Here is a 26,008-nt window from a genome sequence, read left to right as displayed (position 1 = left end):
TATTTATTCTCCTGCTTTATTTTTCCTGTTCATCCAGATTAGAGGTGCAGTGAGGGCACCGCACAGCACTCAACGGGATCATGGTGCTGCAGTAGGGGCATTTTTTCTCCGTAGGAGCTTTAGGCGCTTCCGGCTGTTTTCCTATTTTTTCCAGACGACTGATGGCCTTTACTGCCAGAAATACCACCAGAGCCATTAACAGAAAATTGATGGTCTGAGTAATAAAAGAACCATAGTTAATGGTAGCCGTCACTTCTTTAGCCGCCTCCAAGGTAGGATATTTATTCCCATCCAGAGCAATAAACATATTGGAAAAATCGATTTTTCCCGTAAAAATACTCAGCACAGGCATAAAAATATCATTCACCAGCGAATTAACAATACTGGTAAACGCACTGCCGATAATCATACCAACTGCCAGATCGACCATATTGCCCTTCAGTGCAAATGCCTTAAACTCTTCAATAAACTTTTTCATATACGCCAGCCTTTCTTTTGTACTACCTACCAGTCTAACATAAACCCGCTTTTTTTTCCACCTGATTTTCCCTCATGGAAATTCATGGAAGTGCATACTTCCTTCCTCACAGTATCCCAAGCCCCCTCCTCCATCCGTTTCCCAGGGCGACTTTGAAGGCTGTAAGTAAATCTTAGAGGATCAAATTTTTCGTTAAACGGCATATCAAGCCTGTCTGAGCGCAGCGAGTTTTTGATATGCCGTTTGTTTTTAGAAAAATTTCAGCCTCTTAGATTTACTTACAGCCGGAAACCGGAGCCCTGGGAAACGGACGAAGGAGGGGGCGACCCCTATTCCACAAAATTTATTTTCCCAAATTTCATTATTGGAACCTTTTTTTCGATTTTCTTCATTACAATCAGTTAGTACATAACCATTATTTTACAGGTGTGCCTTGTGTACACCATTAATTCAGGAGTTTTTATGCGAAAGATAACCACCAGTGAGCAGAAAAATATCATTGGCAGCCGGATCCGCCAGCTGCGGATGGCTCGAAAGCTGACTCAGGATGAACTGGCCGCCAGACTGCAGGTCAATGGCTACAATTTTTCCAAGCTGACCATTCTGCGGATCGAGCTCGGCAAACGTCTGGTGACTGACATTGAACTGAAAGGCCTGTGTGAATTCTTTGAAACAGACCCAAACAGCCTCCTTGGCTACCGCCCCGACTCTCCCAAAGAAGAAGCGCTTAAAGATCCTTTCATCCGCAGATTCTAACTGTATATTTCTGCGCATAAGGTAATTTTTATTCATTTGTACACTATTTCGTGCATAAATCATGCACTCTATTTCAGCCTGATGTTTTTTATAACTGTGGGATACAATAATACAAAGCACGAAAATGACAGCACGACAGGAGGCAGAAGCAGATGATCCTCTAAGGATGTCTCTTCTGATATGACTACAATGAGTTTTGAGCTGGAACGTATTGAAGAACTCTGCCGCATCAGAGGCTGGAGCCATTACCGCCTTGCAAAGGAAATGGACGTTTCTCCAAACAGCATAGGAAATCTTTTCCGCCGCACTTCCATCCCCAGTGTCCCCACCATACGCCATATCTGCGAGGCCATGGGCATTACCATTTCCCAGTTTTACAGTACGGACGGCTCCGCCGCTACAATCACAGAGCAGCAAAAGGCTTTTCTGGAACTGTTTGACCGGTTAAGTCCGGGAGATAAGAAAAAGGCAGAAGGATATATAGAAGGGTTACTGGCTAAATCCCAGTCTGAGCCATAAAAGGCCGCCGGTCTGATGAACGCATCAGATACCGACGGCCTTTTTGCTCATTTCTCTTACATGCTCTTTCTCTCTGCTATTTCAGCCATCTTGGCTTCATTCAAACGGGTATCTCCCTTTACTCTCGAATAACTCAGGTAACCGTTCATACGGTCAATCTTTGTCAGGTTGCGGCTGCCGCAGACAGGACACACATCCATCTCCAGTTCCTCATGGCCGCAGTCGTCACAGTAAGCCAGCGACAGATTTACTCCCTCATAAAAGCCCATCTTCATCGCCCGGCGCACCAGAGTACGGATGGCTTCTTTATTGTAGCTGATGGGGTATTTCACATACTGGATCTTTCCTCCGTTGCTCAGTTCCCAGAAACGGTACTCCAGATCCTGCTTTTCAATCGGCGTAATGTCCTCTGTCACATGACAATGGAAGCCGTTGCTCACATACTCCCTGTCCGACACATTTTCAATGATGCCGTACTTTTCACGGAACTGCTTTACCTGAAGGCCGCAGAGATTTTCCGCCGGAGTCGCATAAATGGCATACAGATTGCCATCCTCTTCCTTAAATTCCTCAATCTTTTTATTGATATGCTCCAGAACCTCCAGCGCAAACTGTCCATCTTCTACCAGAGACTTTTTGTTATACAGCTGCTGAAGCTCATTAAAGGCTGTGATGCCAAAGGATGCTGTGGCAGTTTTAAGAAGGGGCTTGATCTTATCATGCAGGCCCAGATGACCGCCGTAAAAACCGCCTTCACAGTAGGCCAGCGGATTGGTAGATGCCTTCAGCTCGCCCAGGTAAGCGTAGGTGCGGATATGGATCTTGCGGATCAGCTCCAGATAGTAGTCCAGCACCTCGTAGAAATCCCGGCTCTCCTGTCTTGCCTTTGCAAGGATCATAGGAAGGTGAAGGCTGACTACGCCGATATTAAACCGTCCCACAAATACGGGAGAGTCCTTATCATCTGCCGGATACATTCCGCCCCGCTCATACCAGGGGGATAAAAAGGCACGGCAGCCCATAGGGGAAATGATTTTGCCATAGCGCTTATACATACTGGCGATATACCCCTTTCCCGTCAGGGACAGCCAGTCGGGATACATGGTCTTGCTGGAGCAGTCGATCCCTGCCTCAAACACATCCTCCAGCTCGCCTCCCGGCCCGTGAAGAGCCTCATCATAAAGGAATACGATCTTCGGGAAAAGCACAGGCTTTTTATGATCCTTCTTTCCCTGTCCGCCCTTGCGCACATTGAGCATGGTCATAGTCGCCATCTTGGCAAAACGGCTCGTTCCCGTGCCTGCTGTCATGGTGATAAAGGGGTAATCTCCCCGGCTGGAAGAAACGGAGTTAAACTTGTACTCCCATCCCTGAAAGCCCTGCTCCATATCCCTCTGTACATCCTTCCAGGCCACCTCTTTGGCCTTGTCCGCTGCAAGACCCAGATCCAGATATTTTTCAATGTACTTTTCATAAGACTTTTCCGCATAGGGCGCCAGGATCTCCTCCACGCTGGGAACCGTAAAACCTCCGTACTGCTGGCTGGCCGCACTTAAGACAATATCCCCGATCACATCAAAGGCCACATCCAACGTTTTCGGCTCGTTATACCAGAGATTTCCCATCTCAAAGCCCCCGGTCAGAACCGCCTTTACATCAAACAGACAGCAGTTCATGGTGTCGCGTCTGGCAGACATATCATGGATGTAAATATACCCCTCTCGGCAGGCCTGAAGCTCCTCCACGGTCATAAAAAACTTCTGATACAGGGATTTATTTAATTCATTAAAAATCAGGCTGCGCTTCGTAGATACCAGGGCGCTGTCCGTATTGCTGTTCTCCTTATCACCGATGTACATAATAGACTGGCTCTTCTTATACACATCATCCAGCATCCGGACAAAATCCTGCTTATAGTTTCTGTAATCCCGATAGCTCTTTGCCACCAGAGGATTTACCTTTTCAAGAGCGCCTTCTACAATATTGTGCATCTGGGGAATTGGGATCAGCTCCTGATCCAGCTCCTGAACCTTCTCTTCTACAAATTCGCAGATAAAATTCAGTTCTGCCTTTGAAAATGTGATCATGGCCCTCTCAGCGGACTTGCTGATGGCGGAAATCACCTTCTGAACGTTAAAATCCTCTTTTGTTCCGTCTTTTTTTACTACCTTTACTCTGGTTAGATCCATACGTCACCTCTCAATAGAACGATTACATTATATACTATATATTGTGTTTTATCTTTTTTGTCAGCACACTATGTATTGTGTCTTAATTGGTGATGCTATCTTACCATGGATACAAGGCTCCGTCAATAGGCGTATTAAAATCAGACTTCAATCTTATTTTTTCATTCGTTTCCAGTAATCTCCCGTTTCTGCTGCAACAACTCCGCTGAGGGCAAGTACCGCAATCAGATTGGGAATTGCCATCAGCGCATTAAAGATATCGGCAATCGTCCAGACCGCCTCAACCGTCATAAACGGCCCGATAAAAATAGCAAGGATATATAAGAAACGATACGTCATTACTGCACGTCTGCTTCCTCCTGACAAATACTCCAGACAGCGTTCCCCATAATAATTCCATCCTATAATAGTTGTAAATGCAAAGAAAATCAGGCACGCCATCAGAAGAAAGGAACTGGCCCAGGCGGGCAGAGGAAGCCCGTGATTAAAGGCATAAGTGGTTACTGCAACCCCCTCCAGACCTGTCTCATAGGCTCCGGTCAGCACAATTGAAAGACCTGTCATGGTACAGATTATAATCGTATCTATAAAGGTTCCCGTCATCGAAACCAGTCCCTGACGAACCGGTTCTCTGGTACGGGCTGCTGCAGCAGCAATGGGAGCGCTTCCCAATCCTGCCTCATTTGAAAAAATGCCTCTTGCGATTCCCTTCTGCATTGCAAGAAGAATGCTTCCCAAAGCGCCTCCTGCTGCCGGCCGAAGCCCAAAGGCGCTTTCCAGTATCATCTTAAATGCTATAGGAACTCTTTGTGCATTTACACATAAAATCGTAATGCATGCAGCCACATAAAAGACAGCCATAAACGGCACGATAATCTGGGAAACGGTAGCAATACGCTCCAATCCACCCAAAACCACCAGTGCAACACAAATTGTCAAAATCAGTCCGGCGATCAGCACGGCCACCGTATACTCTCTTCCAAACAGCGCCACTGTACAGGCTTTCTGACTATCAAAAAAATCTCCTACTGCAGAAGTAATGCCATTAACCTGAGTAAAGGTTCCGATTCCCAGAAGACCGACACCGGCGCCAAAAAAAGCAAATATTTTTCCCAGCCATCTCCATTTCTTTCCCATTCCGTTTTCGATATAGTAAAAGGGACCTCCCAAAACATGACCGGTTTCTTTGTCTACACTTCGATAGCAGATTGCCAGAACACCCTCTGCATATTTGGTTGCCATTCCAAATAAAGCGGCAATCCACATCCAGAATAAAGCGCCCGGTCCACCAGCCACAATGGCGGTCGCTACACCTACAATATTTCCCGTTCCGATCGTTGCTGACATGGCAGTACAAAGAGCTCCAAAGCTGGTAACCTCTCCGCTTCCCTCTTCTTCATTCTGAACCATGTAGCGCAGAGCAGCGGGAAGTTTTCGGATCTGCATCCCCTTCAGACGTACCGTCAGATAAATCCCTGTTGCCAAAATCAGCACAATCAGCGGAACTCCCCATACAAGATCATCAATGGCCTTTAACGCAGTATTCAAAAATTGCAGCATCTTCCTGTCCTCCCTTTGCATTGTAAATACACTCCTTCACTTTACCAGAGTAATGTATCATACAATCAAAGTGGTTGCAAGTTTTTTTATGTGTACATTTTTACATTGCTCAAACATCCGCAGATTACCTTCTTAATAATAAACTACGGATGTTCTAAGAAAATATTTTATTATCTTAACTCTACCAATACCTCAATCTCGCAGGCAATCCCACCCGGAAGAGCATTTACGCCAATTGCAGAACGAGCTGGAAGCCCCGCTTCCTCTCCAAACAGCTCTGCAATCAGATTTGATCCGCCGTTTACAACCTGTGGCTGCATTCCAAAATCATCTGCACTGTTTACAAAGGCAAGTACTTTTACAAAACGCTTTATCCGATTCAAATCGCCTGTTTTTTCATGGAGATTTGCAAGAAGATTTAACATACAGTTATATGCCGCTTTCTGCCCATCCTCCAAACTCAAATCTTTTCCAAGTTTTCCAATTACTGTATTTCCTTCTCCCAGATCTGGTCCACAACCTGAACAATACAGCATTTTTTCACCAAATTCCTGTACGGGTGTATACACCCCTCCCTTAGGCGGAGGCTGGGGCAATGTAATCTGTTTTTCCTTTAATACCTCATAAATATCTCTCATATTTCTATCATCCTTTCTGTGATCCTGTCACATTTATATCAATATTTCTTTTATAATCCCTTTATACAGGGATACTGCCTGGAGAATCTGCTGCCGATTTATAAATTCATTTACTGTATGGGCCTGCGCTAAATTGCCAGGCCCGCAGATAACAGTCTTTGTACCGTGCTCCACCAGAAAACACTGCTCGCAAGATGCATCAAATGCACATATCGGTTCTTCTGTTTTCAAAATCTCCTGTCTCTTTTTTGCGCATAAAAGCACAAAGGGATCTTCCTGTGAAATTTCTCCTCCCGGCATATAGAAATGAGATTCTATTCTGGCATCTGCAATACCTGCCAAAGCAAGCCCATTTTGTAATATTTCTACTGCTGCTTCATGATGCATTCCCGGAAGAATACGAAAATCCAGCAGAATTCGGGTTTTCCCTGGAACCACATTATCCTTTTCATAGCCCTCCAATTTTGTAACAGAAATACCTGGCGAAGGAAGAAGAGGATGTGTAAGTTTTGCAAGCTTCTTATTTATTTCCCGTATCTGTAAAACAAAAGAAGCCATTTTTTCCACAGCATCCTTCTCTCTGGACGGAAGAGCCGCATGGCGTGCCGGGGCAGTAAATTCAATATAATCCCTTGAAACACCTCTGTGGGCTGCTGCCACAGCCAGTCCTGTAGGCTCACCAATAATACCATAATCCGACGGCCCATACTCTTTCATGTAAGCCCTGGTTCCCAGATTAGAGCACTCCTCATCTGCCACAAACAGAAGCTTTAACCTTCCCCTCGTTATGCCTCCTTCTGATGCTGTCTCCATGGCTGCAGCACACATGGCTGCTACCCCGCCCTTCATATCCGCAGTTCCCCTGCCAAACAGCTTTCCATCTTCCGAGTATTTTACCTCAAAGGGATCACTACTCCACAAACCCTGAGCTGGAACTACATCCAAATGACCATTTAACATTAGCTCTGGCCCTGGTTCCTTCCCATCCAGGACTGCAATTAAATTTGCCCTGTCATTTCCAAGCTCCTGTACTCTGCATTGAAGCCCAAAAGCGGTAAGAAGATTTGCCAGATAACTGGCAGCTTCAGCCTCATTTCCTGGCGGAGAAACCGTTTCAAAGCTTACGAGTTTTTCCAAAATTTTAAAAACCCCAATATGATCCATTCCCCTACGCCTCCTGATATGGATTTTCCATATATTTTTAATAATGAATCCTACGGTTTCTTGCTGTTACTGGCCATGCTTCTTTTAACTGTCCCTCTTCTGCTGTCAGAATCTCTGGATAAAGCGCACTTGTAGGACAGATATGAGTAGGAATCACATATAGACAACTTCCCACCGAAGGCACCTGAGATTCATCCTCTACTTTAAAAGCCCAATGCTCTTCACTATGTATCACTGGAACTGCATACTCCATTCCCACAATAAATCCCCTTTGTCCCACAGGATCAGCAGCAATCCCTTTATATCCCAAATCTGTGGTAAAAACTCCGGGGGCCGGATGACTAATAACACGCGTCATTACTGCAGCTCCTGGCACAAAGGGAAGATCCGGCAAATTTTGATAATATCCTGCATCTGTAATAAAAGCTGTTCCTGGTGAAAGATACCAGTCTGTCAGTGCGGCATGGCATGGAAATGACGGTGTACCGCCTGCTACTATGATTTCACAGGGTATCCCATCTGTTTGGAGATTTCCAATCACTTCTTTTATCTTATCATCAGTCTCTTTTACATCCTCCATCCGCTGATGGATATCTTTGTTATTATGGTTGCCGTCATAGCAGTGCAGTCCATCCACAAGAATTCCCTCTAAACTGTTTCCATAACGATACAGCTTCTCCATATCATCAATAGATACTCCTGTACGGTTCATTCCCATATTCACATCAATCAGTACCTTCATTTCATAGTTCATTTCCAGACAGAGATCTGCCAGTTTTTTCAGCTGTTCCCTGTCATCCTCCACTGCATAAAAACAGGTATCCGGATAAGCCATTGCTAAGCGAACCAGTCGTTCCTGATTCGGCCCTACCAGGGGATATGCCAAAATCACATGGCTGGCTCCTGCTTCTGCCGCCATCTCAGCTTCTGCCACCGTAGCAGTTTTAAATTTAGAGATCCCATATTCCATTTGTATTTTCAGCATATCCGCAGACTTGTGGCTTTTCACATGAGGCCACAGCCTATCAGCTGTTCCTGCTATCTCAATCGCTTTGAGTATATTACTGCGAATTATATTCTCATAATAAATAAGCGCTGGAGAAATAATTTTCTCTGTATCCTTTAACTCATATGGATTCATCTTCTATGCCTCCTGTTATAAACATTTCATTAAAAAACCATTTTTCCTCCAAGAAAAGTATGCTCCACGTTCCTGAGAACTCTGATATCTTTTAAAGGATCTTCCCGAACTGCAATCAAATCTGCCCTGTATCCCTGACTAGTTCCTCCGACATCCTCCCATCCCAAAGCCTGTGCGCTCTGTATAGTAGCCGTATATAAGGCCTCTGCTTCTGTCAATTTACACACCTCTGTCAGAAGCCATATCTCCTTCCATGTCTCCTCAAAAAATGTATTTTGACATCCTGCATCTGTACCGACCGTAAGCAGCATTCCCATTGCTTTCAATCTGCATGCAATCTCTGCTTGTACACATTTCGCAACATTAGGATCCCAGGTATTTGATATGCCTGGCATCAAAAAAACATTTTTAATTTTTGTTTTATCCAATCCGCTCCATAATTCAGGCTCCCAAACCCGCATCAAGCAACCGGAAACGTTCTTAAAACACGCAGCATGCTCAATACTGTCCACGCCAGCCTGTATTGCATGTACGGCAGATGTGCCTGTCAGACAATGGGCCGCTATTTTCAACCCCAGTTTATGAGCCTCTTTCACGGCCATATACATCTGTTCTTTTGTATATGTATCTTGTTCTGGTTTGGAGCCAGGTGTCAGCCTACCGCCGCTGGCAATCAATTTTACACAACCACACCCTGCTTTAGCTCTCCTCTGTACAGCATTTTGAATTTCAGTCTCAGTCTGCACTTCACCGCCCAGGAAATACAGATGGCCCCTTGGAAGTGTAAGCGGCGGCCCACAAAATTGTATACTGGGAATATCCCCTCTGTCTTTCAGCGCACAAATCAATTCCATAGAACTGCCCGCATCTCTCACCCCTGTTACACCTGAACGCAGAAGCTTTCTGGCTGCCTGTATCGCCCGATCTATGTGTTTTTTGGAATTTTCCTTCCTGTAAACAGAAAACGTGTCCCCTTCCGGATTGAATTCCAGATGAACATGAGTATTAATCAGTCCCGGAAGGATCCACAGTTCCTTCAGATCCATCACATAGCATTCTGGATAATGTGCTTTCAGTTTCTTAAACTCACCTCGCTCAAGAATTCTTCCAACTCCTTGGTCACTATTCCCAATGCTTACCAAAAGTCCATTTGCACAATACCTGCCTGATACAGGATCATAAATTCCTTTTCCATGAATGAGATATTTTTCCATCTTATCCCTTTACTGCACCAGCCGTCATTCCCTGCACAATATATTTTTGAAGAATCATTGTCAGAATGATCGTTGGTACAATCACTACAATAGTAGCCGCTAACATTCTTCCCCAACGGATGTCTGCTCCCGAAACAAAATACTGAAGAGAAACTGGAAGAGTGCGTGTTTTTTCACCACTCAGAATAAGGGCAAACTGGAAATTATTCCAGGAACCTAAAAAAGATAAGGTAGCACAGGTTACAAGCCCTGGTGTACTAATTGGAAGAAGCACATTTGTAAAACATTTTTGTCTGGTGCATCCATCCACAATAGCAGCCTCCTCCAATTCTAAGGGAAGATCTGCAAAAAATCCGGTCATAATCCATACAATCAGCGGAAGAGACAGTACCATATGGCTTAAAATCAGAACTCCATAAGTATCTATCATTTTCAGCTTGGAAAAAATAAAATAATAAGGCAACAGAATAGAAATATTTGGCAATAATCTAGCTGTCAGAATCGCTGTATTCATCTTTCCCATTTTATACCTTGCAATCGCATATGCCGCAGGAACACCCAACAGCATGGAAAAACCGGTAGATGCCACAGCTACTACTGCTGAATTCCAAATATATGTACCATAATGCTGTGTTTTAAATATGTAAATATAATTGTCAAGAATAGGCTTAAATCCAAAGAGCTTTGGAGGCATAATATACACCTGTGCCATATTTTTAAAAGAGGAAATTAGTACAAAATATAATGGAAATAAAATTGGTATAACAATGATCAATACCGCGATTCCAAACAATATTTTTTTGACACATTTACGAACTTTATAAGGATTAACCGCCATAATATTCCACCAGCCTTTTCTGAATCTTCATTACCAGCACACTGAGCAGCAATACAATAATAAACAGGATCATCAGCATAGCTGAGGCTAGCCCAAATTTATAATAAGAAAATGCTGTTTCATATGCAAAAAGGTTTAATGTCCTTGATGCATTGGCCGGTCCTCCCTTTGTCATGGCATAAATCAGATCAAAGGACTTAAATACATCTATAAAACGGAGCAGGCCAATAGAAAACAGAGTTTGGGTTAAAAGGGGCAATGTTACTTTGAAAAATGTCTGAATCGAAGTTGCTCCGTCTACCTTCGCTGCCTCCATAGGATCTGAGGGAAGTGATGAAAGTCCGGCCAGGCAGACAATCACAACCATAGGTGTCATCTGCCAGGTCTCTACTGCCGCGATTGCCGGAATGACTGTTTCCTTTGCGGAAACAAAAGCTGATCGCGGCAGACCCACACAGGCAAAAATATAATTCATCAGACCAGAAGAAGGCTCATAAAACAGCATCCACATTAACCCCACTGCCACAGGTGCCATCATATAAGGCAGAAGTACAATTGTCTTTACTGCATTTTTTCCGCGAAAATCTTTATTTAAGATTAAAGCAATCGCAAGCCCAAGCATCATCTCTGCAATCGTAGCCAATCCGGTGTAGTAAAATGTGATTACCAGAGACTGCCAGAATTCCTTTCCGGACAGCACATCCAGATAATTTTTTCCAAAGTTAAATTTCATCCCATTTCCCATCAGCAAATTCCAGTCATTTAAACTGAAAAACATGGTCATAACAATAGGGACTGCAATCATAACCAGCATAAAAATCAACGCTGGAAGGGAAAACACCCATTTGATGTGCTTATTGATAAAGTCCTTCATACCTGCGCTTCCTTTCCCTTTTATTCTTCGTAAGGATAGTCTTCTCCGTATTCTCCGGAATCCTTCAGCAGCTGGTCTACCTTTTCAGAGGCCTCTTTCATCCGTTCTTCCAGTTCAGAACCTTCTCCCTTGGTCTCAATTGAATACACAATTGCCTCACCCATGGCATCTCTTGCCTCAGACACGGCGGTCATTCTTGGAAGGCCATACTGATTGGTTGTATCTGCTTTAATCTCTGTATTATAAGCTTCGATATAATCTGCCGGCATTGCAGAAGTAACTCTCTCATCTTCCCACACAGATGCGCGGAAAGTTGGCATACCCTTTGGGGTAATCTCAGCTGCAACATCTTTTCCTGCTGCATATTTCAGAAATTCCCAGGCAGCCTCTTTATTCTTTGAACCAGAATAAATAGACGCTCCCCATACAACCTGTTTATAGGACTGACGTCCTGCCGGGCCTTCTGGAATCGGCGCAACACCCACCTTGTCATAAAAAGCGGATTCATTTGGATCAACCAAAGTCTGATACAAAGCAATCGCATCAATACACATCCCCACCTGACCAGAATTAAACAGCTGTGTCATCTGAGAATATCCTGCTGTAAGAATTCCTTCTGGTGCATAATTTCCTAAAAGGTTTCCATAGAATTTTGCTGCCTCCAAATTTTCTGGTGTGTTAAATGCACAGGTTCCATCTTTAAAATAGGATCCTCCATAACCGTAAAGGAAGGGTGAAAACTGAGAAGTCAACGCAATTTTTTCACCCCGGCAGGCCATCGCATAAAAATTATTCTCCGGATCATTTAATGCCTTACATACCTCTAAAAGTTCATCATAGTTAGCTGGTGGGGTGAGATTTTTCTCCTCAAATATATCCTTGCGGTAATACATCAGCTGTACAGATGAATACAAAGGAAGGGCTCCGATTTCTCCTGTAGACTGTATAGTAATCTGATCCATAGGAGCAGAAGAAAAATCATCCCAGTCAAAGTTTTCATCCTTTACCCATGTGTCAAGTGGTTCAATCCATCCATTATTACTGAAAGCCGCCATATCCTGCAAAGGACTCATAAGAAAAACATCAATCGTAGATGATCCTGCCAGAAACTCGGTCACACATTTCTCCCGCAGCTGTGCCTCTCCGTAAAGTTCCAGATTTACTGTAATTCCTGTTTCTTCTTCAAACTGCTCCAGATTGGCTTCCAAAGCATCTGATATCTGTCCAGTCATACTCAATACACGAATTGTTGTTCCTGCATACGGCTTATCCCCATTTTCAGCAGTATCTTTTTCTACGCTTTCCTTACCAACCGTAATATCCGCTGCTGTAGTATCCCCTGGCAACCTGCTGGTTCCTCCGGAACAGCCTGCAAGCGTCCCCGCCACGATTGCCGCTGCCAATGCTACACTCATTTTCCTTCTCATAATAAGACTCCTCCTTCTTTTTTCTGACTTTTCTGATGTCTTCATTATAACTTTTCCCTTTTTGTATTGGAAGGAACAAAAAAAGGGATTATTTGCACAATTGTCCATGCAAATCTCTCCCCTTTTTTTATTGGTATTTTTGTATGATATTTTTTTAAAATCTTACAAAAATATATTTATTTTTTCCAAACATCACTTGGACTTATACCATGATATCGCTTAAAAAGGCGGCTGAAATACGACAGATCAGACACACCAATTTTCATTGCAACTTCCTGTACCTGCAAAGATCCATTTTCAAGAAGAATCAACGCCTTTCTCATTTTCAATCGATTTACATAATTAACAAAAGTCTCACCTGTTGCCTTTTTAAAAAGACTGCAAAATTGACTTTTTCCCAGTGCACAACGTCCAGCTGCCTCTTCCAGACTGATCGTCTGATCCACATGAACCTCAAGCCAGTCAAGCAATCTGCTAATTTGCGGATCTACTGTTTTTCTGTTCTGGAGATAACCAAACAGAGAATCCAATGCAGTCTCAAATAAATCTTTAAGTTCCTTGACCGTATCTGCACTGTAAAATCCATCTGTCTGTATCATTTTTAATGATTCTGTCCCCCTTCTTTCCTCTGTGACCACAACTCCAGAAACAAACAACCAGGTTTCCATCACAGTATGACGAATCTTTTGTATCAATTCTGTGCTGGAGATTCCTTTTATACTCTCAAAAAAAGTTTCTGTTAACTCAAAGGCTTTTTCCTTATCATGGCGCAATACAGCCTCCTGCATCTGTTTCATCAGCACAATATCCTTATTCCATACGGCATTCCTGTTTTCATCAGACATATGAAATGAAGCTGTACCATCAAAGAATCGCAAATTTGCCGCTTTAACTGCCTGTTGATAAAGAGACGGCAGTTCCACTCTATTTTCTATTTCTTCTCCAAGTCCCATGGATACTGTTGTATTCATATGCGTAGACAATGCCTCATTTAATAACCTTAATAAATCCGGAAAATAGTGTTTTACATCATCAATCCCCTCCCCTCTGTTAAATTTAAAGAGCACAATCATCTGACGATCCCCCACAAAAAACGCCTCATTTTGCGGAAGCTTTGCGAAGTATTCTCTCACCAGATTCAATAAACTATACCGTTTCATATATCCATTATCATTCTCTTCACTTTGAGCAGCCCATGCTTTGTCAATTAAAAGGCAGGCTACTCCATAACAAACAAAAGGATCATACGGATATCCCAGACGATCAAGAAGAGATTCTTTTTCACAGACTGACAGCTTTTCAGCCAGCAAAAGTCTCATCCCCTCCTCCCTGTTAAACGCAGACAACTGCACTTCTGTCTGTCTTATAAATTGTTCTTTCCTTTCCTCCTCTATACTTTTTGACAGTTTCTGGATCAATTCCACAATCGACTCCTGTGTAAAGGATAATTTTAAAATATAATCCTCCGCTCCTAAACGTATTGCCTTTTTTACATAATCAATTTCATTTAAACAGCTTAAAACGACTACACGAATCCAGGGATATCTGGTTTTTGTATACTCTACCAGCTCAATCCCATCCATCTCCGGCATCATAATATCTGTAAACACAATATCCGGAAGCTCTTTGGAAAATATCTCTATTGCTTCCTTACCTGAACCGCAGGCAGCTATCACCTGACAGCCATATTTTTCCCACTCCACACTGGATTTAAATCCTACCCGCACAATAAATTCATCATCCACGATCATTACTTTCAGCATTGTGTTTATCCTCCCTGTCCGGAAACAACGCATATACAGTTGTTCCCATCATTTTATCCGATTCAATGGTAAGACCGTATTCAGGCCCATATTTTGTCTTCATCAGCTCATGAATGCTTTTAAGACCAATCCCTGTCACATGGCGCCGTTTATATTCCCCATCCAATTCCCGACAGATTCTCTCTAATGTCTGCGCATCAATCCCAGATCCGTTATCATGAACAGATACACATACTCCCATATCTTCTCTCTCTGCCTGAATTCGTATCTCTCCATTTTCCTGTCCATTCATCCCATGTAATACTGCGTTTTCTACTAAAGGCTGTAAAAAAAACCTGATAACACGAAAATCCAAAAGGTCATCTGGAATTTCACAGTAAATCTGTATTCTGTTTTTCAACCCCCAGTTTTTAATCTCAGCCCATGCTTTTACCACCTTGATTTCTTCTCTAAGCGCTGTTTCCTTTTCCCCGCGATTCATTGTATTTTCCAAAAGAATCCCCAAAGAGGTAATCATATCTGCTATATTAGCTGCTCCTGACATCATGGCAGACCATTTAATAATATTTAATGTATTAAAAAGAAAATGTGGATTTAACTGTGCCCTCAGCATTTCATATCGCAGATTCTGTTCTATATCTCTTTGTTTCAATGCCTGAGCAGAAAGCTCTTCAATATAATCCACCATACGGTTTATCTCCATTTCAGTTTCTGCAATACCAAATGAAGGACGGGAAATTTCAGCTGCCTCCGAAACTCTGGTTCCTCCAATATTTACACTGCTCACTCTGCGTACCAGACGATTCAAAGGTGCATTAATATAAATATACATAGCCAGACAAACTGCTGCGGCAGCAAGTGCAATCAAAAATACCAATCCTGTAATAGAACGATAGAAATGATCCACAGCCTGAGTTGTGACCATTATAGGAATCATATTCACCAAATACCACCCACAATCCTCAACCTTTTGATAATTTACCAAATATGATACATTCTGCTTATCAAAGTAAAAATGTCCCTGGCCTTTATTAAACTGTGCAGTCAAATCTTCTACATTCACTCCCTCAAAATAATTCTCCGAATCTCTTGTATAAACTGGTTGGTTTTCCTGATTCAACAGCATCAGCCCTCCATTTCCATATGGTGTTAAAAGCTCTGAAAAATTATCAATCGGAAATGATACAATAGATACTCCAAGATATTTCTGTGTATTATAGTCCTGAATACGCCGCACAAAAAAGATATGTGGATCTCCTTCTTCTTTGATAACCCCCTTTTTATCATACATACATGGTGCAACCCAACATGATACCCTCTCTTTTTCCATAAACTCATGAAACCATGCCTGCTGTTTTACACTCTCCAAAAGCTGTTTTCCAAACATAGCGCTGTTCTCTATTCCATCCGCTATACTGTATATCGTTCCATCAGCTCCCATTATCACATAATGAATCCGATAATCCATAAAAATATTTTTATAAAATAAAAGTTCCTCTTCCAGAGATCGGATTCTGCTGGCATTCTCAGATGAATACAACTGATTTTTGTAAGATTCATTTAATAAAGAGGCTATCTGTTTATGGGTATTAGAAACAGCCGAGAGTTTCCTAACAGCATCCATTACCTCTTCTACTGCTAATTCATTTCGGTTCATAACCTGTGAAATAATTCCAATCTCCTGCTGAATAAGCAAATTTCGGCTGCGATTAAATGCATATCTTAAAATAGCCAATACGAATACAAACAAAATAACAATACTGATATAAATTATTTTTAACCGAATATTCAGACGATATTTTTTCACCATCCCATCTTCCCCCGTTTTAGCTATCTGTTTTTTTATTTATCATACACTAAAACGTCTGATTTTTCCAGTTCGTAGGGGGATTTCTCACTACTCTACAGCTTCCCAATCCCCACCGCTATCAAAAGCAGACCGCTGAGCCATCCCAGGTCTCTCTGCCCTTTCTCAGCGGCAAAGCGGCCGGCCATAAGCCCGGCTTCTGTGACCGCAGTTCCCACCAAAAGAGACAAAAGCACTGTAAGAGCAATTCTTCCCTCTGAAAGGGCTGCTGCAGCTCCGGCAGCCAGACTGTCTAAGGACATTGCAAGGCTTAAAATAAATGTTTCCTTCCATTCCAGACTGTGAGAGCCATCTGCATCTGCTTCCATGGGATCACTCCAGATCCGTATAAGCACATGAATACCGGAACGAGAAAAGCAGAAACTGCGTCCATTCTCCCAATGCATCCGGATCCATCTTCGCAGAGAAAAGTCCGTGAGACGAAACAATCCCATAAAAATAAGGCTTCCTCCGCAGAGAGTGCGAAGATTGATCCCCGAAAGCCTCTCTGCGGCAAAAAAGCCTGCTGTCATAGCCAGTCCCAGACAGACGCTGCAGATTCCATTTAAAAACAGCACCTTTCCAAAACCGACCCGTATTCGATTTGTCCCATAGGCAAGACCTGCCCCAAAGGTGTCGGCACACAGCGCCAGCACCAGAATAAAACTCTGAAACACAAAACCGCTCCTCTTCAAACGGGTTACCCTAGCATATTCCCATTTGTCCCCTGAGGTGACGGACTGCGGCATCAGTTTCCGGCACCTGATTCTTTTCTCCGGCTATTCCTCCATATCTTTCTGAATCTCCTCCACGCTCAGCTGCAGCTCCTCCTCTACCTCTGCCCGGATGAGAGCCTCCTGTTCCGGATCCACATCCGGAAGCTCTCCCAGAGAATCCACACCGAACCGGCGCATAAATTCCTCTGTAGTGGCAAACAGGGCGGGACGGCCCGGTGCATCCAGACGGCCCGCCTCATAGACCAGATCATACTCCACCAGACGGTTTACCGCATGATCCGACTTTACCCCGCGGATCTTCTCAATCTCCATCTTTGTCACCGGCTGCCGGTAAGCAATAATAGACAGTGTTTCCAGAACCACATCGGACAACACCTGCTTTTTAGGCGCTGCCGCCACGCGGATGAGGTTTTCATAATATTCAGAGCGGGTACACATCTGATAGCTGTCCTCTAACTGTTTAATCTCCATTCCCCTTGTTTCTTCCCGGTAACGCTTTGCCAGCCGCTCTACCGCCCTTTTGGCCGTTTCCTTATCCTGTCCAATGGCCGCTGCCAGCTGGCGCAGCTCCACGGCCCCGCCTATGGTAAAAAGCACTGCCTCAATAACGGCCTCCTGATCCTTTTCATTTTCCACAGGCTCAAAATTTACATTGATACTGCTGTTTTCCATTTCCTATTCCTCAAAATCACTCAGTTCTGCAAGATCCGGCTCTTCATCCATGCCCTCCGGTTCCAGAGCTTCAATATCCATATCTCCAAAGGTTTCCTCCTGGGTCAGATGGATCTTTCCAATTTTCATCAGCTCCAGCACTGCCAGAAAGGTTACTACGATCTCCAGCTTATCGGACTGGCGCTCTAAAAGCTGGCGAAAACTGAAACGCCGTTTTTTTCTCGCATAAGCCAGTACAGAACCTATCTTTGTTTCAAGACTTACCGGCTCTCTCCGGATCGTTCCAAATTTACTGCGGATAGGATCCACCTTATTTTCCTGGCGTTTCATCACCTGCTCAAAAATCCGTTTCAGCTTTGCAAGCGTCATTCCATCCAAAAGCTCATCCAGATCTACCGGCGGCTGGTATTTTGCAACCTCAGGCGGAAGGGTAGACGCCTTATAAAAATGCATCAGCGCTCCCTCCTCCCGCTCTGCCAGTTCTTCTGCCAAAAGTTTATAACGCTTGTATTCCAGCAGACGGCTCACAAGCTCTGCCCTGGGGTCTATTTCCTCCCCTTCCTCATTTACTTCCTTCGGAAGAAGCATCTTGGCCTTGATATCCAGAAGGGTTGCAGCCATGACAAGAAAGTCGCTGACTATATTTAAGTCTTCCCGTTCCATCTGGCGCACATAGGCCAGATATTGGGCCGTAATTTCCACAATGGGAATATCATAGATATCAATCTTGTTCTTTTCGATCAGATGGAGCAGAAGATCCAGAGGGCCTTCAAAATGCTCCAGTTTATAGGTAATTGTTTCCATAATTACGTTATTTTCCTCTTTAACCGGACGACTAAAAGCTGAGGCCGATTATTTAACCGGATATTGATGGAATGAGTTCCAAGGCCTCTGCTCACCGCCATATATTTCCCGCCCTTTTCATGGGTTCCGGCACATTCCGGCAGAAAAAACTGATACTGGGGCGTCATCACGCCTCCCAAAACCGGAAGCCGTATGGTGCCTCCATGAAAATGGCCGGACAGCGTCAAATCGGCTCCCCACTTCCTGTATGCCTCAAAAAAGAGCGGCGAATGGGCCAGAAGGATCTGAAAATGATCCCTGCTGGCAGGCCCCAGCTTTTTCTCTATATAAGCTTGATCCATCAATGCCAGTTTTTGGGAATATGCCTTTTTATAAAAACAGGGATCCAGTTCCAGCCCGGAAACCCGTATCTCGTCTCCGACCAGTACAGACTGATCTTCTAAAAGACAGATTCCCAGCTTCTTAAGATATGCTCTGTATTGTTCATAGCCATCTTTGTATTCTTCCTTCCGCCATCTCATGCGGCTTTCGTGATTGCCGTTTCCGCAGTATATGGGATAACGGGAAGCCAGCGCGGCCAGAAGGGTCTCCGATACTCTTGTTCTTGCCTGTCTCTTTTTCGTGACGATCAGATCGCCTCCAATTAAAATCCCATCCGGCTTTATGCGGTCAATGGCTGCTATCAGCTGTTCATTTTCCGGCCCAAATTCATTTTCATGGAGATCGGAAAGAAATACAAAGATCCAGTCTCTGGTAAGACGATCCGAAAACACCTCTGTTTCCTCCACAGACAGCGATTTTCTCTCATATTTTGAACGGGCTGCCAGAGCAGCCCCCAGGGCAGCTCCGCAGACTGCCGCTATCCTGTAATCCAGCATACAATCTCCTCATACTATACGATGCTCAGTAAATTATATCATTGTGCTGTAGGTTTGTCATTCGTTATTTTTTCAGTCCCTCTTGTATCCATATCCATCTTATGATATAATCCGTTTACTGATAATATATTATTTAGGAGGAATGGTCAATGATTCGATATGACCGTTTATGGGATACCATGACAAACCGCGGTATGACCCAGTATAAACTAATCAAATTTCATGGCTTCAGCGCCGGACAGATCGGACGCCTGAAAAAAAATATGCACGTTTCTACTCACACGCTTGAAACACTCTGCCGCCTTTTAGACTGCCGTATTGAGGATATCGTGGAATATAGGGCAGATGAACAGATACCGTCTGATCCGCCAGCTTCCAGCCCTCAATCTCCCGCCCCGGACACTGTACCTCCGATCACAGATACCACTCCAGAGCTTCAGGATTCTGATTTTCTGTCCGTTGGCCGCTCCGACAAACCGGAAAAAACAAAAAAAGGCTCCAAGGCTAAAAAAGCCTCAAAAAAGAGCCTTAAAAATGCTAAAAAATCAAGGAAAAAGTGATTTTACCATCTATTTAATTGACATTGTAAACCAAATTACATATAATATACCTGAAAGGCGGTGATTATATGGCAACAGCACCTACCCAGATCAGAATTGATGCAGACATCAAAAAACAGGCCACTGATTTGTTTAATACCCTTGGACTCGATATGTCTGGTGCAGTAAATTTGTTTCTTCATCAATGTGTGCTTAGAGGCGGACTTCCATTTAATATTGAAATGCCCCATTACAATCAACGCACACTTGATGCCATGGATGAAGCCAAACGCATCTCCCGTGATCCTGACGTCAAGGGATATAATAGTATGTATGAACTGCGAAGGACACTTGAAGAATAAATGTACACAGTAAAATTCACAACCGCTTACAAAAAAAGCTACAAACTCATGAAAAAAAGGGGACTGGATCTTGCCCTTTTGGATTATGTTGTTGACACACTTCGTCAGGGTAAACAACTGGAACCAAAATATCATGATCACGAATTAAGCGGCTAGTTAAAAGGCTTCCGTGAATGTCATATTAAACCAGATTGGCTTTTAGTTTATCTTATCGAAAATGACATCCTGACCCTCACTCTGGTGGACACAGGAACACATGCGGATATTTTCAATCTTTAGCAATCAGGGGGATAAATCAATCATCTGGCATTGATGATTGACTTATCCCCCTATTTTTATACAACTCTGTCTTTTCGCTTATATACGAATCTTTTACACACCTTATAAATTTTTCAGCACCCGTTCCAGCCGCGCCGCCATTTCATCCACATCCGACTTCTGAATAATAAGCGGCGGCACAAACCGGATAATATGGCTGCCTGCACTGATCAAAACCAGCTTCTCCTCTAAAAGAGCTTTTGATACAATAGGGCCTGCAGGAACGGTAAACTCCAGCCCCTGGATCAATCCCCGACCTCTGTGGCCGCAGATGATATCGTATTTTTTGGTAAGCTCCTCCAGTTTTTCATAAAGGTAAGCTCCCACCTCTTTGACATGGTCTGTGATCTGTCTCTTTTCAAAAATATCAAGAACTGCTCCCGCTGCCGCTGTCACCAGGGGATTTCCGCCGTAGGTGGTGCCGTGGTCTCCCGGAACCATAGCTGTGGCTGCCTTTCCGCAGGCCAGGAAGGCTCCGATGGGAACGCCGTTTCCAAGGGCCTTTGCCACGGTCATCACATCCGGCTTTACGCCGTAATGCTGCCAGGCGAACATCTCTCCGGTGCGTCCCATTCCGCACTGGATCTCATCCAGGATCAGCAGGATATCGTGCTCATCGCACAGCGCCCGGACGCCCTTTAAAAAGGCTTCCTCTGCCGGGTAAATTCCTCCCTCTCCCTGGATGGTTTCCATGATAATGGCGCAGGTCTTGTCTGTAATCTGTGATTTCACACTGTCCAGATCGTTAAAATCCGCAAAACGGATTCCCGGGATCAGCGGAGCAAAGGGCGCCTGATAGTGGACATTTCCCGTTACGGACAAAGCGCCCAGGCTGCGGCCGTGAAAGGAATGGTTCATGGCAATGATCTCTCCTGTCATGTCGATTTCCTTTTCCTCACAGCCGTCAAAGCCGTCCCCCATTGTTTCATGAAGCTTATTATAATGATATCTCTTTGCGATCTTTAACGCTCCTTCAACCGCCTCGGTGCCGCTGTTGGTAAAAAACACCTTGTCCATGCCGGAGACTTTTAACAGCTTCTCTCCTGCTGTGATTGAAGGTTCATTGTAAAACAGGTTGGAAATATGGGTCAATTTATCCAGCTGGGCCTTTACCGCCTGGGTGTATTCCTCATCTGCGTATCCCAGACCCATAACCGCAATTCCTGCGCCGAAGTCCAGATATTCCTGCCCCTCGCTGTCCCAGAGAGTTACTCCTTTTCCGTGGTCAAACACCACCGGGAAGCGATTGTATGTTTTATACAGAACCTGTTCAGCCCGATTGATCATTTTTTCATCAGCCATGGTAATACCTCTCATCCTCTTTTGAATTATAGATGGCAGTTCCGATACCCTTATCTGTAAAGATTTCAAGCAGCAGGCAGTGTGGAATCCGTCCATCCAGAATATGAACTCTGGAAACGCCGTTTTTAATGGCGTCAATGCAGTTTTGAAGCTTTGGAAGCATACCGCCTCCCAGGCTTCCGCTGTCTACAAAGGCCTGTGCCTCATCCACTTCCATTTCAGAAATCAGGGAATCCTTATCTTCAAAATCTTTATATACGCCTTCTACATCTGTAAGAAAGGCCAGCTTTTCCGCCTGAACCGCCCTTGCGATGGCGCAGGCTGCATCATCTGCATTGATATTGTAGCTCTGGAAGTGCTCGTCATAGCCAATGGGGCAGATAATCGGCAGGAAATCCTTTTCCAAAAGGTCATGGATAATTTCCGGATCTACGGAATCGATTTCTCCCACATAGCCGATATCCTGACCGCCGGAAAGCTTTTTATGGCATTTTAACATCATGCCGTCTTTTCCGCTGATTCCCACTGCCTTGATGCCAAGCTCATTTACCAGCTGTACCAGGCTCTTATTTACCTTATTTAATACCATTTCCGCAATCTCCATGGTAGGCTCGTCGGTAACGCGCAGGCCGTTGATAAAATAGGGTTCCATGCCTACCTTTCCGACCCAGCGGCTGATTTCCTTTCCTCCGCCGTGGACAATAATGGGCTTAAAGCCTACCAGTTTTAAAAGAACTACGTCCTGAATGACCTTTTTCTTTAACTCTTCATCTACCATGGCGCTGCCGCCGTATTTTACCACTACAATTTTGCGGTTAAAACGCTGAATATATGGAAGGGCCTCAATTAAAACAGCCGCCTTCTGCATTGGTTCCAGATTCATTTCTCATTTCCTCCCTGAATTCATATTCTATATTCCCTGTTTCCTGCCACCATCTTATGACCGGTAGTCTGCGTTGATCTTTACATAATCAAAGGTAAGGTCACAGCCCCAGGCTGCCGCCTCTTCGGTTCCCATCTTAATATCTGCGATGGCTGTAACCTCCGGTTCGGAAAGGATCTTTGTGGCCTGCTCCTCGCTGTAGTCCACAGCCACGCCATCCTTTATGATCTGCATGCTGCCTGCAGCGCTCTCAAAATACAAGTCCACCTGCTCCGGATCAAACTCCGCGCCGGAATAGCCCATGGCGCAGAGGATGCGGCCCCAGTTGGCGTCATGACCGAAAATCGCCGCCTTTGTAAGGCTGGAAGTGATCACGGATTTTGCCAGAATCTTTGCCTGCTCCTTTGTCTGCGCTCCCTTGATCTTTACCTCAAAAAGAGCAGTACAGCCTTCTCCGTCTCCTGCCATCTTCTTTGCAAGTGTTTCATTGATATAATTTAATGCCTCGCAGAAGGCTTTGTAATCCTCATTTTTCTCTGTGATCTCAGGATTTCCTGCAAGGCCGTTTGCCAGAAGAAGCACCGTATCATTGGTAGAAGTGTCCCCGTCTACGGAAATCATGTTGTAGGTATCCTTGATATCCTCGCTTAATGCCTCCTGCAGAAGTTCCTTGGAAATGGCTGCGTCTGTTGTGACAAAGCTTAACATGGTGCACATATTGGGGTGGATCATGCCGGATCCCTTACACATGCCGCCGATGGTAACAGGTACGCCCCCAAGAACTACTTTGACAGCCACTTCCTTATTCTTCGTATCCGTTGTCATAATAGCCTTTGAAGCCTCAGTTCCGCTCTCTAAGCTATCCCCCAATTCAGGGGCCATGGCCCGGATCCCTGCTTCAATGCGTTCCATGGGGAGCTGCATTCCGATCACTCCGGTGGAGGCCACAAGGACGCTGTCTTCCTTAATATTTAATGCTTCTGCTGCAGCCTTGGCAGTCTGAGCGCAGTAGTCCATTCCCTCTTTTCCCGTACAGGCATTGGCGATTCCTGCATTTACGATCACTGCCTGGGCTTTCGCGCCGCTTGTCACCTGGGCCTTATCCCATTTGACAGGAGCCGCCTTTACAAGATTGGTGGTAAAGGTTCCTGCGGACTCACAGGGAACCTGGCTGTAGATCATAGCCATATCGGGACGGTTCTTATATTTAATTCCTGCTGCCGTAAATGCTGCCATAAATCCCTTTGCGGCTGTAACGCCGCCCTGAATCACTTCATACATAATACATTTCCTCCTATTTTACAAACCGTGTGATATTTTCCTCATTCAATATAAATTCATAGCTGTTGATATCTTCCCGTTCCGTCCAGCCAATGCCCTGCCAGAAGGCATTTCCAATCTCATTGCTCTTAAAGGCAATGAGGCTGATCTTGCTGACACCCTCTTTCTGCAGGGCGTGAATGGCGGCTCTTACCATCCGGTAACCAATCCCGTGCTTGCGGTAATCCGGATCTACACAGACATGATAGAAGCAGCCCGTGCGCCCGTCATGGCCGCAGAGAATATTTCCCACAATCCGTCCATTCTGAACTGCCACTACGCTGGTGGTGGGATTGCGTTTCAGAAATCGCTCCACTCCCTCTTTTGAATCATCTATACTCCGGATTCCAAAGCCCCGGATCTCTGTCCACAGATGATATACCGCTTCATAATCCTCTATGGTCATTTCACGGATCAGAATCTCCATTGTTCCTGACATTGGTACTGCTCCCTCCTGTCTCTTTTGAAAAATGATGTGTCAAACGGCTTTCAGCCCCTGTATCACGGGAATAACGGCACCTGCTTTAAGCCTGTGTTTTCCGGAAGGCCAAACATCAGGTTCATATTCTGGACTGCCTGTCCGGCTGCGCCCTTTACCATATTGTCAATGGCTCCCATCATCACGACCCTCTTAGTTCTGGGATCAAGCTTGAAGTTTACGTCTGCAAAATTGCTTCCCTCAACCCATCTTGTCTGGGGAACCACTCCCGGTTCTAAGAGGCGGACAAAATATTCATTCTTATAATATTTCTCATAGGCGGCTCTGATCTCTTCTTCCGTTACATCTTTTGCAAGAGATGCGTAGGCTGTTACCAGAATGCCCCGGTTCATGGGAACCAGGTGCGGGGTGAAACTGATAGTAACGGGTTTTCCTGCCGCATAGGACAGCTGCTCCTCAATCTCAGGCGTATGGCGGTGAACGCCTACCCCGTATGCCTTGATATTTTCATTTACCTCACAGTACAGGCTGTCTACCTTTGCGCCTCTTCCTGCCCCTGAGGTGCCGGACTTGGCGTCAATGATCAGTGTATTGGGATCAATGATTCCTTCTTTCACTAAAGGATATGTGGATAAAAAGGAACAGGTAGGAAAGCAGCCCGGATTGGCAATCAGCCTTGCATCCTTAATCTTGTCCCGGTTAATCTCCGGCAGTCCGTAAACAGCTTCCTTAATATATTCCGGTGAACCATGCTCCAGCTTATACCACTGTTTATAAATTTCCACATCCTTAATACGGAAATCTGCGCTGAGGTCAATGATCTTTACTTTGGAAAGAACATCCTCATTTACCAGAGTGGAGCATAAGCCCTGGGGAGTAGCGGTAAATACCACATCCACCTGCTCTGCCAGTTCCTTCATATTGTCATCCATACACTCTGCATCCACCAGTTTAAACATATTCTGATAAACAGATGCATATTTCTGGTCAATGTAGCTTCTGGAACCGTACCATTTGATCTCCACATCTTCTCTCTGAAGCAAAAGCCTTGCCAGCTCTCCTCCTGCATATCCTGTGGATCCGATAATTCCTGCCTTAATCATCATTCATACTCTCCTTTATATAAGAAACCATTCATATTTAAACATCCCGCTAATTGAGATTTTTTGAGGGAAAATGAGCCGTTCTTTTTCCCTGAATCTCTCCCTCTGGAGTTTTGATTTCATAATTATACATCCAAGATGCATAATATGCAACATTTTTTTATTTTTTTATTTTATACTTGCATTTTCCCGAATTGTGGTGTATATTTATGAAAGATTGTTGAATATGATTTTTGGAGGATAT

The 26,008-nt window shown here is 44.4% G+C and carries 25 protein-coding genes and 2 pseudogenes; 5 read left to right on the top strand and 22 right to left on the bottom strand.

Annotated elements, in window-relative coordinates:
• Positions 1-16: 16 nt before the first annotated feature.
• Positions 17-478 carry a large conductance mechanosensitive channel protein MscL gene (gene mscL / locus WKT10_RS08625; RefSeq protein WP_066543613.1) on the bottom strand — a complete coding sequence of 154 codons (462 nt, stop codon included), beginning with the start codon at positions 476-478 and terminating at the stop codon, positions 17-19.
• Between the two features lie 462 nt (positions 479-940).
• Here mscL and WKT10_RS08620 point away from each other — a divergent pair, with 462 nt between their 5' ends.
• Positions 941-1,234: a helix-turn-helix domain-containing protein gene (locus WKT10_RS08620; RefSeq protein ID WP_296037354.1), complete on the top strand. Its 294-nt coding sequence runs from the start codon at positions 941-943 to the stop codon at positions 1,232-1,234.
• A 189-nt stretch (positions 1,235-1,423) separates the two neighbouring features.
• On the top strand, positions 1,424-1,753 hold the full coding sequence (locus tag WKT10_RS08615) for a helix-turn-helix domain-containing protein (RefSeq protein ID WP_066543609.1): 330 nt from the start codon (positions 1,424-1,426) through the stop codon (positions 1,751-1,753).
• Between the two features lie 56 nt (positions 1,754-1,809).
• On the opposite strand, the gene nrdD is transcribed toward WKT10_RS08615, so the two are convergent.
• The 16 genes and pseudogenes from nrdD to WKT10_RS08535 all read right to left on the bottom strand — a co-directional run bounded on the left by nrdD (position 1,810) and on the right by WKT10_RS08535 (position 19,498).
• On the bottom strand, positions 1,810-3,942 hold the full coding sequence (gene nrdD / locus WKT10_RS08610; protein WP_066543607.1) for an anaerobic ribonucleoside-triphosphate reductase: 2,133 nt from the start codon (positions 3,940-3,942) through the stop codon (positions 1,810-1,812).
• A gap of 153 nt (positions 3,943-4,095) precedes the next feature.
• Positions 4,096-5,502, bottom strand: a complete 1,407-nt coding sequence (locus WKT10_RS08605; protein WP_340276687.1) for an alanine/glycine:cation symporter family protein — start codon at positions 5,500-5,502, stop codon at positions 4,096-4,098.
• Between the two features lie 170 nt (positions 5,503-5,672).
• Entirely contained in the window at positions 5,673-6,140 is a 468-nt protein-coding gene (locus WKT10_RS08600) for a RidA family protein (RefSeq protein ID WP_317437706.1), read from the bottom strand.
• Positions 6,141-6,173: 33 nt separating this feature from the next.
• Positions 6,174-7,304, bottom strand: a complete 1,131-nt coding sequence (locus tag WKT10_RS08595; protein WP_337932477.1) for a M20 family metallopeptidase — start codon at positions 7,302-7,304, stop codon at positions 6,174-6,176.
• A gap of 37 nt (positions 7,305-7,341) precedes the next feature.
• Positions 7,342-8,445 carry a D-TA family PLP-dependent enzyme gene (locus tag WKT10_RS08590; protein ID WP_337932475.1) on the bottom strand — a complete coding sequence of 368 codons (1,104 nt, stop codon included), beginning with the start codon at positions 8,443-8,445 and terminating at the stop codon, positions 7,342-7,344.
• A gap of 29 nt (positions 8,446-8,474) precedes the next feature.
• A complete protein-coding gene (locus tag WKT10_RS08585) occupies positions 8,475-9,659 on the bottom strand; it encodes an amidohydrolase family protein (protein ID WP_340276685.1) in 1,185 nt (394 codons plus the stop codon).
• Between the two features lies 1 nt (position 9,660).
• Entirely contained in the window at positions 9,661-10,497 is an 837-nt protein-coding gene (locus WKT10_RS08580) for a carbohydrate ABC transporter permease (RefSeq protein ID WP_317437710.1), read from the bottom strand.
• Positions 10,487-11,371, bottom strand: coding sequence for a carbohydrate ABC transporter permease (locus tag WKT10_RS08575; RefSeq protein ID WP_337932471.1), 885 nt, complete (start codon positions 11,369-11,371; stop codon positions 10,487-10,489). Before WKT10_RS08575 ends, WKT10_RS08580 begins: the two co-directional genes overlap by 11 nt.
• 20 nt (positions 11,372-11,391) lie before the next feature.
• Positions 11,392-12,798 carry an ABC transporter substrate-binding protein gene (locus WKT10_RS08570; protein WP_340276682.1) on the bottom strand — a complete coding sequence of 469 codons (1,407 nt, stop codon included), beginning with the start codon at positions 12,796-12,798 and terminating at the stop codon, positions 11,392-11,394.
• Positions 12,799-12,974: 176 nt separating this feature from the next.
• Positions 12,975-14,222, bottom strand: coding sequence for a helix-turn-helix domain-containing protein (locus tag WKT10_RS08565; protein ID WP_340276775.1), 1,248 nt, complete (start codon positions 14,220-14,222; stop codon positions 12,975-12,977).
• A gap of 48 nt (positions 14,223-14,270) precedes the next feature.
• Positions 14,271-14,549, bottom strand: a pseudogene (locus WKT10_RS08560) (response regulator); the annotation flags it as partial.
• The gene (locus WKT10_RS08555; RefSeq protein WP_340276680.1) at positions 14,536-16,371 is read right to left on the bottom strand and encodes a cache domain-containing sensor histidine kinase; all 1,836 of its coding nucleotides are present in this window, start codon (positions 16,369-16,371) and stop codon (positions 14,536-14,538) included. The pseudogene WKT10_RS08560 and the gene WKT10_RS08555, both read right to left, overlap by 14 nt.
• A gap of 92 nt (positions 16,372-16,463) precedes the next feature.
• Positions 16,464-17,084, bottom strand: coding sequence for a manganese efflux pump (locus WKT10_RS08550; RefSeq protein WP_337932465.1), 621 nt, complete (start codon positions 17,082-17,084; stop codon positions 16,464-16,466).
• Between the two features lie 102 nt (positions 17,085-17,186).
• On the bottom strand, positions 17,187-17,816 hold the full coding sequence (gene scpB / locus WKT10_RS08545; RefSeq protein WP_340276678.1) for an SMC-Scp complex subunit ScpB: 630 nt from the start codon (positions 17,814-17,816) through the stop codon (positions 17,187-17,189).
• Between the two features lie 3 nt (positions 17,817-17,819).
• Positions 17,820-18,620, bottom strand: a complete 801-nt coding sequence (locus WKT10_RS08540; RefSeq protein ID WP_066543602.1) for a segregation and condensation protein A — start codon at positions 18,618-18,620, stop codon at positions 17,820-17,822.
• Between the two features lie 2 nt (positions 18,621-18,622).
• Positions 18,623-19,498, bottom strand: a complete 876-nt coding sequence (locus WKT10_RS08535) for a metallophosphoesterase (protein ID WP_340276676.1) — start codon at positions 19,496-19,498, stop codon at positions 18,623-18,625.
• A 149-nt stretch (positions 19,499-19,647) separates the two neighbouring features.
• Here WKT10_RS08535 and WKT10_RS08530 point away from each other — a divergent pair, with 149 nt between their 5' ends.
• The 3 genes and pseudogenes from WKT10_RS08530 to WKT10_RS08520 all read left to right on the top strand — a co-directional run bounded on the left by WKT10_RS08530 (position 19,648) and on the right by WKT10_RS08520 (position 20,678).
• Positions 19,648-20,058 (top strand): helix-turn-helix domain-containing protein, encoded by a 411-nt coding sequence (locus WKT10_RS08530; RefSeq protein ID WP_296037367.1) that lies wholly within the window; start codon positions 19,648-19,650, stop codon positions 20,056-20,058.
• A 68-nt stretch (positions 20,059-20,126) separates the two neighbouring features.
• Positions 20,127-20,399, top strand: a complete 273-nt coding sequence (locus WKT10_RS08525) for a type II toxin-antitoxin system RelB/DinJ family antitoxin (RefSeq protein WP_066543598.1) — start codon at positions 20,127-20,129, stop codon at positions 20,397-20,399.
• Positions 20,400-20,678 (top strand): annotated as a pseudogene (locus WKT10_RS08520) (type II toxin-antitoxin system YafQ family toxin).
• A 102-nt stretch (positions 20,679-20,780) separates the two neighbouring features.
• Here WKT10_RS08520 and WKT10_RS08515 read toward each other — a convergent pair.
• The 5 genes from WKT10_RS08515 to argC form a co-directional block, all read right to left on the bottom strand.
• Complete coding sequence (locus WKT10_RS08515) at positions 20,781-22,019, bottom strand: aspartate aminotransferase family protein (RefSeq protein WP_340276673.1); 1,239 nt, start codon at positions 22,017-22,019, stop codon at positions 20,781-20,783.
• Positions 22,012-22,902, bottom strand: a complete 891-nt coding sequence (gene argB / locus WKT10_RS08510; RefSeq protein WP_340276671.1) for an acetylglutamate kinase — start codon at positions 22,900-22,902, stop codon at positions 22,012-22,014. Before argB ends, WKT10_RS08515 begins: the two co-directional genes overlap by 8 nt.
• A gap of 54 nt (positions 22,903-22,956) precedes the next feature.
• A complete protein-coding gene (gene argJ / locus WKT10_RS08505) occupies positions 22,957-24,183 on the bottom strand; it encodes a bifunctional glutamate N-acetyltransferase/amino-acid acetyltransferase ArgJ (protein ID WP_066543593.1) in 1,227 nt (408 codons plus the stop codon).
• A 13-nt stretch (positions 24,184-24,196) separates the two neighbouring features.
• A complete protein-coding gene (locus tag WKT10_RS08500) occupies positions 24,197-24,661 on the bottom strand; it encodes a GNAT family N-acetyltransferase (protein WP_317437725.1) in 465 nt (154 codons plus the stop codon).
• 62 nt (positions 24,662-24,723) lie between these two features.
• Positions 24,724-25,764: an N-acetyl-gamma-glutamyl-phosphate reductase gene (argC, locus tag WKT10_RS08495; RefSeq protein WP_337433238.1), complete on the bottom strand. Its 1,041-nt coding sequence runs from the start codon at positions 25,762-25,764 to the stop codon at positions 24,724-24,726.
• Positions 25,765-26,008: the final 244 nt, after the last annotated feature.

It is taken from the genome of Enterocloster sp. HCN-30185, from assembly GCF_037890305.1.
Taxonomy (GTDB): domain Bacteria; phylum Bacillota; class Clostridia; order Lachnospirales; family Lachnospiraceae; genus Enterocloster.
The sequence above is the reverse complement of the archived record's forward strand: the minus strand, read 5'-3'. Positions and strand labels throughout refer to the sequence as shown.